Below are 13,428 nucleotides of genomic sequence, written 5' to 3'. Positions count from 1 at the left end.
GCGTTCGTGCGTTCGTGCGTTCGTGCGTTCGTGCGCAACTCGCCGCCGCAAGCCCGATCGCGGCGGCCGGTTCCGACGGGCGGCTGCTTCGTTCCGCTAAAATCCCGCCTTTCCCTCGTTTTCGCCCTTCCGCCGCGCCCGATGCAACCTGCCTTTCCCGACCCCAGCACCACCGACCGCCCCGCCCCGCTCGACGCTCACGACGCTCACGACGCTCCCCGCGATCTCGTCTACGGTCCCGACGACCGACCCGCGCCCGCCGTCGCTTTCATCGCCGCGCTCCAGCATTTGCTGGCCATCCTCGTTCCCATCGTCACGCCCGGCCTGCTGATTTGCCAGGCGCTGGGCGTATCGAGCCGCGACACCACGCTCATCGTTTCGATGTCGCTCGTGATCTCCGGCATCGCAACCTTCTTGCAGTGCAAACGCTTCGGCCCGCTCGGCGCGGGACTGCTGATCGTGCAAGGCACGAGCTTCAACTTCGTCGGGCCGCTCATCGCGGGCGGCAGCCTGATGGTGAAGCAAGGCACGCCCGTCGAAACGGTGATGGCCGCGATATTCGGCGTGGTGATCGCGGGTTCGTTCGTGGAAATGGGGGTATCGCGCATCCTGCCGTTCGTGAAGCGGCTCATCACGCCGCTCGTCACCGGCATCGTCGTGTTGCTGATCGGGCTCACGCTCATCAAGGTCGGCCTGGTCAGCATGGGCGGCGGCTACGGCGCGATCGCGAAGGGCACGTTCGCGAGCGTGCAGAACCTCACGCTTTCATGTCTCGTGCTGGGCACGATCATCGTGCTCAATCGCGTGCCCGTGGTGTGGGTGCGCAGCACGGCGCTCGTGATCGCGCTCGTGCTCGGCTATCTCGTGGCGGGCGCCATGGGCCGCCTCGACTTTACGGGCGCGCGCGAGGCCGCGCTGTTCCAGATTCCCAGGCCGCTGCACTTCGGCATCGGCTTTTCATGGCCGTTGTTCGTGCCGATGCTCGTGATCTATCTCGTCACCTCGCTCGAAGCGATTGGCGACGTGACGGCCACCAGCAAGATTTCCAGGCAGCCGGTGGAAGGCCCGCTGTGGATGCGGCGCATCAAGGGCGGCGTGCTCGTGAACGGCGCGAACTCGCTGCTCGCGGGCGCATTCAACACGTTCCCGAGTTCGGTGTTCGCGCAGAACAACGGCGTGATTCAGCTCACCGGCATTGCGAGCCGCCACGTGGGCGTGTGGATTGCCGGCATGCTCGTGGTGCTCGGCCTGTTTCCGCCCGTGGCCGGGGTGCTGCAAGCGGTGCCCGAGCCGGTGCTCGGCGGCGCGGCCATGGTGATGTTCGGCGCGGTGGCCGCTTCGGGCATCAACATTCTCGCGGGCACTCGCCTCGACCGTCGCGCGTTGCTCGTCATCGCCGTGTCGCTCGCGCTCGGCCTGGGCGTTTCGCAAGTGCCGGAAATTCTCACCAGCCTGCCGCACGCGCTCAAGAACGTGCTCGAATCGGGCGTGGCGACGGGCGGCATCTGCGCGCTCGTGATGAACTGGTTCCTGCCGGAAAAGCGCTGATAAGCCGATTGGCGCGATTGGCGCGATTGAGCGATTGAGCGATTGAGCGATTGAGCGATTGAGCGATTGAGCGATACAGCGATACAGCGATACAGCGATAGGGCGATACAGCGATACGGCGCTCGGGCGAGCGGCGCGGCGCGGGCTTCGCTCGAATCGCCTCCTCAACGCGTATCGCGCGAAACACCAGAAAGCGTTTTGCAAGCCACTCGCAAGCCAACCGCACGACACGTATCAATCGCGCGCCATGCGCCGCAAGCGCACGGCATGCAGCCGCTGGCTGATGCCCTTGAACCTGCTGCCTTCGTGCGGATCGCCGAAATGCAGCAGCACCGTGCAGCGCACGCTGCTCGGCAAGCACGCCTGATTCGCGTGCAGCGAACGCATGCCCCAGAAAAAGTACAGATTGCCGGGCGTGAGCGGCACGATCTTCGCGGCCAGCAGGCGCTGCACGAACGGCAAGCGCCATACGCGATGCATCACGTTTTCCACCAGCAATTTCTCGACGATGTTGACGACCACCCAGCGCCGCGCATTGCGCATATTGGGGAACATCACGAGATGCCCCGGCGGCTCGTTAGGCCCATCCGGTATGAGGATCGGCACCAGCACCGTGAGCATGTACGAATCGTAGTGAAAATTGTTGGCGTGACGCAGGCCGTGCGTGCCCGTCAACGCGCGCATCACCGGATAGATGCGCTCGGCAGGCGCGGCGGCGTGCATCTTTCTTTCGTAGAGCGTGTCGAGCAATTCGCGCAGCGCCGCGCTTTCGTATAGCGGGCGCAGACAGGTTTCGTTAATCCACTGCGCGCCCGAAAGCCCGAAATACTGGCCGCCGCGCCGCTCGATCTGCTCCGCGACGAAGCCGCGCATCTGCGCGAGCACGGTCTCGGAGATGGCGTCGTGGAGCACGCCAAAGCCTGTTTTATCCATCGAATCGCAAAGATCCTGCGCCTTCGCCACGCACTCCATCGGCAACATCCCGTCGCTCAGTACGGTCATCGCTCTCTCCGAACGTTGGTGTAATCGGGTGTGCGAACGGTTTTCGTGCGCCGCTGGCAAAGACTGAGCGAAGAATCTGCGCCGTTCGGTGCGGCGCGCCACATAGCGCGAGAACTCGGTCGAGCGAGCGCGAATTCACGCGCCGTTTATCGAGTGCGGATAACGTGAGGCTGACGCGCCAAAAGCAAAACCGGCCGGTCACGTATCGCAGGGATACGCCGACCGGCCGGGCGGCGGAGACAATCAATCGTCAGGGTTACTGACCATTGCTGTTGCCGTTCACTCCACCGTTCATTCCGCCATTCATGTTGCTGCCCGGCGACATCGAGTTGCCCCGCATGCCGCGTTGCTGCGCCGGCGCGGCGCCCGTGCCGGTGCCCGTGCCGCCGCCGATGGCGGTCGTGCCCGGCGAGCCGTAGCCGCTGTCGGGGCTGCCCGCGCCGCCGTTCAGATTGGCCGCCGGGCGCGCCGTATTCACGCCGCCCGCGCCCCCGGCCGTGCCGCCGCCGGCGCCCACGCCGTTGCTACCGCCCGAGGCACCGCCGCCCGCACCGCCCGCGCCCTGTGCGAACGCCATTGCGGAACACGTCGCGATCGCGACACCTGCCAGCAAACGCTTCATTGATCCATTCATGTCGATCTCCTTGAATCTTGGTGGATGGAACTTCAACGTGGCGCTGGTGTTCCGCCACGTGCTATGCGCCAACGTTTCCGCAAACGCCGTTCCACACATGGCGGCCTGTTCGCCGCTCGCGGCGTGCCTTCGCGGCGGGCACGCATCGCGACCTCATTAACCACGCCATGGCGCACGAGGCGCGGCATCGTGCTTGCGGTAGGTGGACCGTGAAGCAACGCTGCTTGACACGGCCCGATCCGGCACGGAAAACACCGGTACGGAAAGGGCCGAAACGTTCACGAACACGGAGGAAATCGCCATGAGTCAAACACTCGATAACTGCAAGGTCGCCATTCTCGCCGTCGACGGCTTCGAAGAAGCCGAACTCACCGAACCGCAACGCGCGCTCGTCGAGGCGGGCGCGAAGGTGGAGGTGATTTCGCAGAAGGGCGGCGAGATTCAAGGCTTCAACCACGTCGACAAAGGCAGCAAGGTCAAGGTCGACCGCACGTTCAGCGACGCCAGCCCCGACGAGTACGACGCGGTCGTGTTGCCCGGCGGCGTGGTGAACGGCGACGCCATACGCGTGATTCCCGAGGCGCAGGCGTTCGTGCGCGCGGCCAACGACGCGCAGAAAACCATCGCCGTGATTTGCCATGGCGGCTGGCTGCCGGTTTCGGCGGGCATCGTCAAGGGTCACACGATGACGAGCTGGCCCACGCTGCAAGACGACATTCGCAATGCGGGCGGCCAATGGGTCGATAAGGAAATGGTCCACGACGGCAACTTCATCACGAGCCGCAAGCCCGACGACTTGCCCGCCTTCAACGCCGAACTGATCTCGACGCTTTCGTCGCAGCGCGCGGCGTAATTCGGCCGTGCAGCGTCGGCCGTGCAGCGTCGGCCGTGCAGCGTCGGCCGTGCAGCGTCAGCCGTGCAGTGCGTGCCCGCGCGGGCACGCACGCTGCGGCACCGCCGCCTGATCGCGGCGCCGTTGCCGCATCATGGGAAGAAGTCTTGTAAATCGTTCGAAACGGAGGCCATCATGCCGCTTAGCAAAGGAAAGTCGCGCGAAGCAATCTCGAAGAACATCAAGACGGAAGTGAAGCAAGGCAAGTCGCAAAAGCAGGCCGTGGCAATTGCCTTGAATCAGGCGCGCAAATCGGGAGCGAAAATCCCGAAGAAAAGCCACAAGTAATCCGCCGAATCGTCGGCCGCAAAGCAAACGCGCCGCTTCAAACAGCGGCGCGTTGCTTTTTTGCGTCGTTCGGCATCAACCTCGGCATCAACCGTCCTCGCCCACTTCCACCGGGTCCGGCAACTCGGGCAATTCCTGCTGCTTTTCTTTCTCGTTGTCGCTTTGCGCGCCTTCGTCGTTTTCGCCCGGCGTTTGCGGTCCATTCATCGCCGCGAGATCGAAATGCGCGATGTCGATACGCACTTCGCGCCGGAAAGCTTCCATCTGCGTTTGGGTTTGCGTCATGTCGTTCTCCGTGAATGCGGTGTCACTGCGCCTGCACGCCCACCTTTTGCGCGAGCGTCTGCGCCATGCGGTAGTGGTTTTCGATAGTCGGCAACGCCTTCTGCGCCGCCGCCTTCAGCTTGTCGTTCTGACCGTCGCTGATTTCCTTCTGGAACGCCTGAATGGCTTCCTTGTGGCCTTCCAGGCCGACCTTCTGCGTATACGCCGTGTCGAAGTCCTTGCCCTTGAGCGGGCGCAGCGAGTCCACGACCGAGGTGTCGCTGTTGTCCTTCGGCACGCTCACGCCATGCGGCGCGGCCATCTTGAGCTGCGCGGTGAGCTTCATGTGATCCACCATCATGTGACGCGCGAACGACTGCACGTCCTTGTTCTGCGTGTTCTTCATCGCGAGCTTGGCCGCGTCGATCTCGGTCGACGACGATTGCGAGGCGGCCTGCACGAAGTCGCGATCGGGGGCCGGCAGCGGATTGGCGGCGGTGGTCGAAGCGGCTTGCGTTTGCTGCGCTTGCGCGTAGAGCGGCGCGGCGCACGCGAGCGAACAGGCGGCAGCGGCGAGAATTCGTTTCATTTCGGACTCCTTGTGACGATGGGCGAGTTTTCGGCGCGTCACCGGACCAACACGCCGCAGCAAGCAGCCGATGCGCAAAGAACCGGTACGGCTCCATAAAAAAGAGAGCGCAATCCACATACCGCGCACATAGCACTCAGATAGCACGCACATCCCCGCGCACCGACCGTGCGTGCGAGGCGCAAGCCGCGCCGGCCTTCGTGCGGGCACGGCAAATGCGCGGCGCTGAACGCGAGACGCCGCTCGCCCTGCCGAGGAGACCGCCCCCATGTTCCGTGCCTGCCCCATTACCGCGTCGTGCCGCGCGCGGCGGCTGCGGGCATCGCCGCCGTTGCGTTCATGAGGGCACGCGTGGTTCGTCTCCTTGCCGCGCCGCTGCGCGTAACGTCGACGCTATTCTTCGCGGGCGCGCGCATGCCGCTCGCGCAGGCGCAAGCACCCGGCGACATCACCCCGCTCGCCTATTTCCTTCACAGCGCCGGTCCCGCCGCCGCACCCGTGCGCGTGCTCGACTGGGCGCTCACGGCGCTTTGCGTGGTCGTATGCATCGTCATCGCGGCCTTGCTGCTGATCGCGATGCGCCGCAAGCGCCGCGACATCTCCGGCGACGACCTGAGCGCGAACGAGACGGCAAACGGCGTCGCGAACCGCATCGTCATCATCGGAACCGCGATTTCGACCGTGCTGCTGCTGGGCGCGCTCGTGGCGATGCTGCGCGTGCTCGCAGCGGTCGCGGAGCCGCCCAGCGACCCCGCGCTCACGATCACCGTCACCGCTTACGACTGGTGGTGGAAAGTCACGTACACGGGGCCGTCGGGCCAGCCGTTCAACACGGCCAACGAGATTCGCATTCCGACCGGCGAGCCCGTGCAGGTGCGGCTGCAAAGCGCCGACGTGATCCATGCGTTCTGGGTGCCCGCGCTGGCCGGCAAGACCCAGGCGATTCCGGGCCAGGTCAATCGACAGTGGCTGCAAGCCGACCGTCCCGGCATCTGGCGCGGGCAATGCACGCAGTTTTGCGGCGCGCAGCATGCGCACATGGCAATGGAAGTGATCGCGCAATCGCCCGGCGACTTCGCGCGCTGGCTGAGCGCGCAGGCGCAGCCGGCGGCCGCGCCGCCCAATGCCGGCGCGCAACGCGGCGAGCAGGTGTTCGCGACGCACTGCGCCGCGTGCCACACGGTGCGCGGTTCGCAGTCGAACGGCGCGCAAGGCCCCGATCTCACGCATCTCGCCTCGCGCCGCCTGATCGCGGCCGGCACGCTCGCCAACACGCCCGCGAACCGGCTCGACTGGGTGGCGCATGCGCAAGCCATCAAGCCCGAATCGCTGATGCCGAACATCGCGCTCACGCCCGCCGAAGCCCGCGATCTGGGCGCATGGATGGACACCTTGCAATGATGAACGCCACGACATGAACGATCTCCCCGCCGCTCCTTCCGCCGAAGGCGCCGCGCGCGCAGCCGTGCCGCAGCGCCCGCGCGCGGCGCGCTTGTCGCGCGTGCCCGAAACCGGCACCGCGCCGCTCGACGAAGCCGCGCTGCGCCGCCTCGAGGCGATCTGGGAAACGCGCCCCGGCTGGCGCGGCTGGCTCTCCACGGTCGATCACAAAAGCATCGGCCTGCGCTATCTGATCACCGCGTTCGTGTTTCTCGTGCTCGGCGGCGTGGAAGCGCTCATCATGCGCCTGCAACTCGCGCGTCCGAACGAAACGCTGCTCACGCCGCAGCAATACGATCAACTGTTCACGATGCACGGCGTGACGATGATCTTCCTCTACGCGCTGCCGGTGCTGAGCGGCTTTTCGAACTATCTGTGGCCGCTCGTGCTCGGCTCGCGCGACATGGCGTTTCCGCGCCTCAACGCACTTTCATACTGGGTGTTCCTGGGCGCGGGCATTCTGCTTTATGCGAGCTTTCCGCGCGGCCAGGGCGCGGACGCGGGCTGGTTCAACTACGTGCCGCTTTCCTCGGCGACTTACGACCCCGGGCCCAATATCGACGTCTACGCGCTCGGCATGGTGCTGCTGGGCATTTCGACGACGGTGGGCGCGGCCAACTTCGTCATCACGTTCTTGCGCATGCGCGCGAGCGGCATGTCGGTCGCGCGCTTGCCGATTCTCATCTGGGGCACGCTCACGGCGTCGTTTGCGAATCTGCTCGCGGTGCCGTCGGTGAGCCTCGCGTTCTTCATGCTCTGGCTCGACCGCAACATCGGCACGCATTTCTTCGACACCACCGCCGACGGCCGTCCGCTGCTCTGGCAACACCTGTTCTGGATCTTTGCGCATCCATGGGTCTACGTGGTCGTGCTGCCCGCGATGGGCATCGTTTCCGAGGCGCTGCCCACGTTCTGCCGCCGTCCAATCGCCGCTTACGCGGCCGTCGCGCTTTCGACCGTCGCGACCATGCTGATCGGCTTCGAGGTGTGGCTTCATCACATGTTCGCGACCGGCTTGCCGCCGCTCGCGCTGGCGTTCTTCGGCGCGGCCAGCATGCTGATTTCCGTGCCGAGCGCGATTGCCGTCTTCGCCTGGATCGCCACCATCTGGACCGGCAAGCCCGTATTCAAGACGCCGTTCCTCTACTTCGCGGGCTTCGTGCTGATGTTCACCGTGGGCGGCGTTTCGGGCGTGATGACGGCGGCCGTGCCGCTCGACTGGCAGCTCACCGACACTTATTTCGTGGTCGCGCACCTGCATTACGTGCTGCTCGGCATCAACGTGTTTCCGGTGCTGGGCGGCGTTGCTTACTGGTTTCCCAAGTTCACGGGCCGCCTGATGAACGAGCGATTCGGCAAGTGGACGTTCTGGGTGTTGTTCGTCGGCTTCAATCTCGGCTTTTTTCCGATGCATATCTCCGGGCTGCTCGGCATGCCGCGCCGCGTGTACACCTACCCGGCGCACATGGGCTGGGACACGACGAACCTGCTCACGAGCGTGGGCGCGTTCGTGTTCGCGGCGGGCATCGCCATGTTCATCGGCAATGCGCTCGTGAGCGCGCGGCGCGGCGAGCGGGCGGGCGCGAATCCGTGGAATGCGGCGGGCCTCGAATGGTCGACGTCGTCGCCGCCGCCGCCCTACAACTTCGCGGTCCTGCCGAGCGTGCGTTCGCGCGACCCGCTCTGGGCCGCCGACGCCGGCGTGCCGCGCCCCGGCTATCTGCTGCATCGCGGGCGCGAGGCGCTTGGCGTCACGCCGCTCGCGGGCGAGCCCGACGTCATCCTCAAGATGCCCGAGGACGCGTATTCGCCCTTCGTGCTGGGCGTGGCGGCAACGTTCGTGTTCGTCGGCATGCTGCTGCATTCGGTGGCGTTGACGGCGCTCGCGGGCATGGTGTGCGCGCTCGCATTGCTGGCGTGGATGTGGCCGCAGCGCGCACTGGGCCAGCGCGAGCCGTTCGCGGCGCAACCCGCGGACGAAGCCGCCAGCGAGGTTGCGAACAAGGTCACCGATAAAGCCGCGAATAATGCCGCGAATGAAGTCACGAATAAAGCCGCGAACAAAGCCGCGAATGAGTCCGCAAGCGAACCGGCGCGAGCAAGCGAGGACGAAACGCTCGCCTTGCCCGTGGGCAGCGCGGGCGAGCACGCGGGCGGCTGGTGGGGCGTGCTCACCCTGGTCGTGACCGAAGCCGCATTGTTCGGATATCTAATCTTTTCCTATCTCTATCTTGCCTCGCAAAGCGCGCAGCCGTGGCCGCCGGAGGGCTTGCCGAAGCTCGGCATCAGCGGCATCAATACCGTGCTGCTGCTCGCGAGCAGCGTGTTCGTGTGGCTCGCGGGGCGATTCGTGCGGCGCGCGCGCAAGTGGCCCGCATTCGGGTCGATGATCGCGGGCATCGTGCTCGGCATTGCGTTCGTGACGATCCAGTTCTTCGAATGGCACGATCGCCCTTACGGCATCGCGTCGAATCTCTACGGCTCGCTCTATTTCACCATCACCGGCTTTCACATGGCGCACGTCATGGCGGGCGTGCTGATGCTCGCGTGCCTCGCGTTCTGGATCGCGCGCGGCTACTTCGACGGCAGGCGCGACGCGGCGCTCACGATCGGCGGCCTGTATTGGCATTTCGTCGATCTCGTCTGGCTCTTTATTTTCGGCGTGCTGTATCTTTCGCCGTACTGGATGCGAGGCCGATAGCGATGCCGCACGCTCCTCATGCCACCCGTCCATCGCGCGCCGGTCACGCCGCCGGCCAGGCGCGACCTTCGCTCGCGCAGCACGCCGCCGTGTGGTACGGCCTGGCCGGCGTGCCGTTCGTGTGGGCGGGCCACGTGCTGCTCTGCCAGATGCTCGCCGCCACGGCATGCGCGGGCGGCGTGGCGCAACGCAACGCGCAGCCATGGAACGTCGTGCATTGGGCGCTTGCCGCCGTCTCGGCGCTGGCGTTCGCGCTCGCGCTCGCCGGCGCGCTGGCCGCGCGGCGCGCCTTGCGCGAGACCGCCAGGCTGCCCGCGCCCCAACGCGAAACTTTCCGCTTTCTCGCGTGGTGCGGCACGGCCGTCGCCATTGCGTTCACCATCGGGCTCGTGTTCACGACGTCGGTGCTGTTTGCGCTGCCGCTCGCGCGCCTGTGCGGAGCGTTGCGATGACGACGCGCCTCGTTACCGCCGCGCTCTGCGCAGCCGCGCTCGCCCTGCTTTCGGCATGTCAGCGCCACGACGAATTCGCGCACACCAGGCCGCCGCCCGACGCCGCGCAAATCGCGCTCGGCGAACGCCTCGCCCAGGCGGGCGACTGCGCTTCGTGCCACGATTCGGCGCAACGCGTGCCGTTCGCGGGCGGCCTCGCCGTGAACTCGCCGTTCGGGCCGATTTACGCGAGCAACATCACGCCCGACCCGCAGCACGGCATCGGCAATTACACGCCGGCGCAGTTCGCGGCCGCGTTGCAGCGCGGCGTCGCGCCCGGCGGCAAGCGGCTTTATCCCGCCATGCCTTATCCGTCGTTCGCGGCGCTCGACGGCAGCGAGATCAACGCGCTTTATCAATACTTCATGTACGGCGTGCAAGCGTCGCCGAACGTCGCGCCGCAAACGCATCTGCCGTTTCCGTTCAACCAGCGCTGGGTCATGACGTTCTGGCGATTCTTCTTCGCGCGCCACGGCCGCTACGAGGCCGATCCGGCGCGCTCGGCGCAGTGGAACCGCGGCGCGTGGCTCGTGCAAGGGCTCGGCCACTGCGGCGCCTGCCACACGCCGCGCGGACCCGCGTACAACGAAATGGGCTACACCGATCGCAGCCCGCTCTATCTCACTGGCGGCGTGACCGATCACTGGTACGCGCCCAATCTCACCGGCGACCCCGGCAGCGGCCTTGGCCGCTGGAGCGAGGACGAAATCGTCACGTTCCTGCGCGACGGCCACAACGACCGCGCGTACGCGTTCGGCGCCATGGCGCCCGTGGTGGGCGCCAGCACGCAGCACCTCAGCGACGACGACCTGCACAGCATCGCCGTGTATCTGAAATCGCTGCCCGCACGCGAGCCGAGCGGCCAATACGCCGATACGCCCGCCGCGCGCGCGGGCACGATGGCCGCGCTGCACGGCGGCACGCCCGAGCGGCCCGGCGCGGGCCTGTATCTCTCGTTCTGCGCGAAGTGCCACGGCGCCGACGGCAACGGCACGCAAGGCAAGGCGCCGCCGCTCGCGGGCAGCTCGCTCGCCCTCTCGCGCGACGCAACGAGCATGCTGCGGCTGATCGTGGAAGGCAGCGAAAGCCCGGCGACGCCCGGCGACGGCACATCGCGCAAGATGCCCGCGTTTCGCGCGCAATTCACCGACACCGAGATCGCCCAGGTCGCGAGCTTCGTGCGCGGCGCGTGGGGCAATGCCGCGCCGCCGATCGCGCCCGCCGAGGTCACGCGGCTGCGCGAAGCCATTCATCGCTAGAACGCGATCGGCAATTCCGGCGCCCGCGGCTTACGGGGCGCAAAAAAAACGCGGCGAGCAGGAACTCGCCGCGTCATCGTCAGGGCTGCTAATAATTAGTTGCCCTTGGTGTCGCTGCTCGCGTCGGCGCCCGGGGTATTGGTCGTGTCGTTCATCGGCTTTTTCGCATGCGACTTCATGTGCGAGCGATGCGTGGACTTATGCATGGTCGAGCCCGTGCCCGATGCGCCCTGCTCGGGATAGGCGTTGCCGCCCTGGCCGCCCGCGCCCACGGTGCCGGTGCCCGTGCTGCTGCTGCCGCCGCCCGCGCCGCCGCCTGCACCGCCTGCGCCACCCGCACCGCCGCCTGCGCCACCGCCCGCACCCTGGGCGAGCGCCGCGCCGGAAACGGCGAGCATAAGACTGGTCAGTGCCGGAATCAGATATTGACGTGCTTTCATGACTGGTTTCCTCATTGTCGCGTTGAAAAACGCGCGGGCAGGCTTATGTCGAACGCGACGTGCCCACGCAGACGCCTGCCTTACCGCACGCGGCGTGCCTCGCCTGCGTCGCCATCGGCCCGGCGCCGCGCGCGAGGCGGCATGGCCCTTGCGGCGCCCTTTCGTCCGGTCATCGCTTTTTCCAAGAGGTTTTTCCATGTCCGCCGATCGCCCCGACTCCCTGCCCGTTCAGCAACAGGATCAAACGCCTGGCCGCACCGCGCCGATGCATCCCCAGCCCGATCACGGCGAAAGCAGCTATCGCGGCTCGGGCAAGCTCAAGGGCAAGGTGGCGCTGGTCACGGGCGGCGACAGCGGCATCGGCCGCGCCGTCTGCATCGCTTTCGCGCGCGAAGGCGCCGACGTCGCCATCGCCTATCTCGACGAACACGACGACGCGAAGGAAACCGCGCGCTGGGTCGAGGAAGCGGGCCAGCGCGCGCTGCTGCTCGCGGGCGACATCACGAGCCGCGAATGGTGCCGCCAGCTCGTCAAGCAGACGCATGAAACCTTCGGCCGCATCGACGTGCTGGTGAACAACGCCGCGCACCAGATGAGCTTCGACTCGATCGAAGCCATCAGCGACGACGAATGGGACCGCACCTTCGATACCAATATCGGCGCGATGTTTCGCATTTCGCGCGAAACGGTGCCGCTCATGACGCATGGCGGTTCGATCATCAACACGGCGTCCATCAACGCGGACAAACCGCGCCCCACGCTGCTCGCCTATGCCGCGACGAAAGGCGCGATCCAGAACTTCACGGGCGGCCTCGCCCAACTGGTCGCGCAACGCGGCATCCGCGTGAATTGCGTGGCGCCGGGGCCGATCTGGACGCCGCTCATTCCTTCGACGATGCCTGCGCAGGACGTGGCGCAATTCGGCCAGAACACGCCCATGCAGCGTCCCGGCCAGCCGGCCGAACTCGCGGCCGCCTACGTGCTGCTCGCGAGCGACGAAGCGAGCTACATCTCGGGCGCGACGATCGCGGTGACGGGCGGCACGCCGCTGCTCTGACGCCTGGCCGCGAGAGTCGCCCATGAGCCCGATGCCGCTTGCCGTCAGTTGGTCCGATCTCGTGTTCAGGCTTGCCGTGGCGTTGATCGCGGGCGCGGTCATCGGCCTCAATCGCGGCGAATCCGGCAACGCGGCGGGGCTGCGCACGACGATGCTCGTGTGCCTCGCCGCGTGTCTCGCCATGCTTCAGGTGAACGTGCTGCTGGTTCAGCACGGAAAACCTGAGGATTCCTTCGTAACGCTCGACTTGATGCGCTTGCCGCTGGGCATTCTTTCGGGCGTGGGCTTTATCGGCGCGGGCTCGATCCTGCGCCGCGACGGTCTCGTGCAAGGCGTGACCACGGCGGCGACCATGTGGTACGTCACCGTGATCGGCCTGTGCGCGGGCGGCGGCCAGTACGCGCTCGCGATAGCGGGCACGGTGCTCGGGCTCGTCGTGCTGCAAACCTTCAAGCTCGTCGAACACCGCCTGCCGCGCGGCCGGCGCGCGCGCGTCACGCTCGGCCACGCGCCCGGCGACGACGCCCGCGCGCTGCTCGACGAAGCCGTGCGCGGGCGGCGCTGCCGCGTGCTCACGCTCGGCCTCGCGCATCACACGGCCGACAGCGCACCGCACCGGCGGCTCGATGCGCACTACGAAATCCGCTGGCAAGCCGCGCCCGGCGACGACGGCATGGAAGCCGCGCTGTCGTCGCTCGTCGCGCGCCTGCACGACGAGGCTTCGTGGTCGATCGAACGTTAGACGCTCGGCGGCGCTCGTTTCGCGTAGGGTTGCATTGCTTCGCCGCCCGCCGCCGGCGCACGGTTCAGCGCCGAACCGGCT

The 13,428-nt window shown here is 66.7% G+C and carries 14 protein-coding genes; 9 read left to right on the top strand and 5 right to left on the bottom strand.

The genetic code is table 11. The annotated features are described in order from the left end of the window. Positions 1-141: 141 nt before the first annotated feature. Positions 142-1,548, top strand: coding sequence for a uracil-xanthine permease family protein (locus U5805_RS01485; protein WP_322101649.1), 1,407 nt, complete (start codon positions 142-144; stop codon positions 1,546-1,548). A gap of 234 nt (positions 1,549-1,782) precedes the next feature. On the opposite strand, the gene U5805_RS01480 is transcribed toward U5805_RS01485, so the two are convergent. Next, positions 1,783-2,550: a hypothetical protein gene (locus tag U5805_RS01480; RefSeq protein ID WP_322101648.1), complete on the bottom strand. Its 768-nt coding sequence runs from the start codon at positions 2,548-2,550 to the stop codon at positions 1,783-1,785. A gap of 256 nt (positions 2,551-2,806) precedes the next feature. Next, positions 2,807-3,184, bottom strand: coding sequence for a hypothetical protein (locus tag U5805_RS01475; protein ID WP_322101647.1), 378 nt, complete (start codon positions 3,182-3,184; stop codon positions 2,807-2,809). Between the two features lie 301 nt (positions 3,185-3,485). Here U5805_RS01475 and U5805_RS01470 point away from each other — a divergent pair, with 301 nt between their 5' ends. Continuing rightward, positions 3,486-4,037: a type 1 glutamine amidotransferase domain-containing protein gene (locus U5805_RS01470; RefSeq protein WP_322101646.1), complete on the top strand. Its 552-nt coding sequence runs from the start codon at positions 3,486-3,488 to the stop codon at positions 4,035-4,037. A 174-nt stretch (positions 4,038-4,211) separates the two neighbouring features. Continuing rightward, positions 4,212-4,364 carry a DUF6496 domain-containing protein gene (locus tag U5805_RS01465; RefSeq protein ID WP_322101645.1) on the top strand — a complete coding sequence of 51 codons (153 nt, stop codon included), beginning with the start codon at positions 4,212-4,214 and terminating at the stop codon, positions 4,362-4,364. Between the two features lie 87 nt (positions 4,365-4,451). Here U5805_RS01465 and U5805_RS01460 read toward each other — a convergent pair whose 3' ends face one another. Further along, positions 4,452-4,649 (bottom strand): hypothetical protein, encoded by a 198-nt coding sequence (locus tag U5805_RS01460; RefSeq protein WP_322101644.1) that lies wholly within the window; start codon positions 4,647-4,649, stop codon positions 4,452-4,454. A 22-nt stretch (positions 4,650-4,671) separates the two neighbouring features. Continuing rightward, on the bottom strand, positions 4,672-5,217 hold the full coding sequence (locus tag U5805_RS01455) for a DUF4142 domain-containing protein (RefSeq protein ID WP_322101643.1): 546 nt from the start codon (positions 5,215-5,217) through the stop codon (positions 4,672-4,674). 414 nt (positions 5,218-5,631) lie between these two features. Between U5805_RS01455 and coxB the strand changes: the two genes are divergently transcribed. The 4 genes from coxB to U5805_RS01435 are packed head-to-tail and all read left to right on the top strand — an operon-like array spanning position 5,632 to position 11,108. After that, positions 5,632-6,618 carry a cytochrome c oxidase subunit II gene (gene coxB, locus U5805_RS01450; RefSeq protein ID WP_415914521.1) on the top strand — a complete coding sequence of 329 codons (987 nt, stop codon included), beginning with the start codon at positions 5,632-5,634 and terminating at the stop codon, positions 6,616-6,618. 13 nt (positions 6,619-6,631) lie between these two features. Then, entirely contained in the window at positions 6,632-9,358 is a 2,727-nt protein-coding gene (gene ctaD, locus U5805_RS01445; protein WP_322101641.1) for a cytochrome c oxidase subunit I, read from the top strand. Between the two features lie 2 nt (positions 9,359-9,360). Next, positions 9,361-9,810 (top strand): hypothetical protein, encoded by a 450-nt coding sequence (locus tag U5805_RS01440; RefSeq protein ID WP_322101640.1) that lies wholly within the window; start codon positions 9,361-9,363, stop codon positions 9,808-9,810. Next, positions 9,807-11,108, top strand: coding sequence for a cytochrome c (locus tag U5805_RS01435; protein WP_322101639.1), 1,302 nt, complete (start codon positions 9,807-9,809; stop codon positions 11,106-11,108). The genes U5805_RS01440 and U5805_RS01435 overlap by 4 nt, the downstream gene beginning before the upstream one ends. A gap of 95 nt (positions 11,109-11,203) precedes the next feature. Here U5805_RS01435 and U5805_RS01430 read toward each other — a convergent pair whose 3' ends face one another. Beyond that, complete coding sequence (locus U5805_RS01430; RefSeq protein WP_322101638.1) at positions 11,204-11,548, bottom strand: hypothetical protein; 345 nt, start codon at positions 11,546-11,548, stop codon at positions 11,204-11,206. A 196-nt stretch (positions 11,549-11,744) separates the two neighbouring features. Here U5805_RS01430 and U5805_RS01425 point away from each other — a divergent pair, with 196 nt between their 5' ends. Then, positions 11,745-12,605 carry a glucose 1-dehydrogenase gene (locus U5805_RS01425; protein WP_322101637.1) on the top strand — a complete coding sequence of 287 codons (861 nt, stop codon included), beginning with the start codon at positions 11,745-11,747 and terminating at the stop codon, positions 12,603-12,605. A gap of 22 nt (positions 12,606-12,627) precedes the next feature. After that, a complete protein-coding gene (locus tag U5805_RS01420) occupies positions 12,628-13,347 on the top strand; it encodes an MgtC/SapB family protein (protein WP_322101636.1) in 720 nt (239 codons plus the stop codon). Positions 13,348-13,428 lie beyond the last annotated feature (81 nt).

Origin of the sequence: Paraburkholderia sp. J41, from assembly GCF_905220235.1 — a bacterium.
Taxonomy (GTDB): Bacteria; Pseudomonadota; Gammaproteobacteria; order Burkholderiales; family Burkholderiaceae; genus Paraburkholderia.
Note: the sequence above shows the minus strand (reverse complement) of the source record. Positions and strands in the feature narration are given on the sequence as shown.

Coding starts and splice junctions, on each gene's coding strand:
- ctaD (WP_322101641.1), top strand. CDS start 6,632: ATGAACGATCTCCCCGCCGCTCCTTCCGCCGAAGGCGCCGCGCGCGCA.
- U5805_RS01485 (WP_322101649.1), top strand. CDS start 142: ATGCAACCTGCCTTTCCCGACCCCAGCACCACCGACCGCCCCGCCCCG.
- U5805_RS01480 (WP_322101648.1), bottom strand. CDS start 2,550: ATGACCGTACTGAGCGACGGGATGTTGCCGATGGAGTGCGTGGCGAAG.
- U5805_RS01455 (WP_322101643.1), bottom strand. CDS start 5,217: ATGAAACGAATTCTCGCCGCTGCCGCCTGTTCGCTCGCGTGCGCCGCG.
- U5805_RS01470 (WP_322101646.1), top strand. CDS start 3,486: ATGAGTCAAACACTCGATAACTGCAAGGTCGCCATTCTCGCCGTCGAC.
- U5805_RS01420 (WP_322101636.1), top strand. CDS start 12,628: ATGAGCCCGATGCCGCTTGCCGTCAGTTGGTCCGATCTCGTGTTCAGG.
- U5805_RS01430 (WP_322101638.1), bottom strand. CDS start 11,548: ATGAAAGCACGTCAATATCTGATTCCGGCACTGACCAGTCTTATGCTC.
- U5805_RS01465 (WP_322101645.1), top strand. CDS start 4,212: ATGCCGCTTAGCAAAGGAAAGTCGCGCGAAGCAATCTCGAAGAACATC.
- U5805_RS01460 (WP_322101644.1), bottom strand. CDS start 4,649: ATGACGCAAACCCAAACGCAGATGGAAGCTTTCCGGCGCGAAGTGCGT.
- U5805_RS01435 (WP_322101639.1), top strand. CDS start 9,807: ATGACGACGCGCCTCGTTACCGCCGCGCTCTGCGCAGCCGCGCTCGCC.
- U5805_RS01425 (WP_322101637.1), top strand. CDS start 11,745: ATGTCCGCCGATCGCCCCGACTCCCTGCCCGTTCAGCAACAGGATCAA.
- U5805_RS01475 (WP_322101647.1), bottom strand. CDS start 3,184: ATGAATGGATCAATGAAGCGTTTGCTGGCAGGTGTCGCGATCGCGACG.
- coxB (WP_415914521.1), top strand. CDS start 5,632: ATGCCGCTCGCGCAGGCGCAAGCACCCGGCGACATCACCCCGCTCGCC.
- U5805_RS01440 (WP_322101640.1), top strand. CDS start 9,361: ATGCCGCACGCTCCTCATGCCACCCGTCCATCGCGCGCCGGTCACGCC.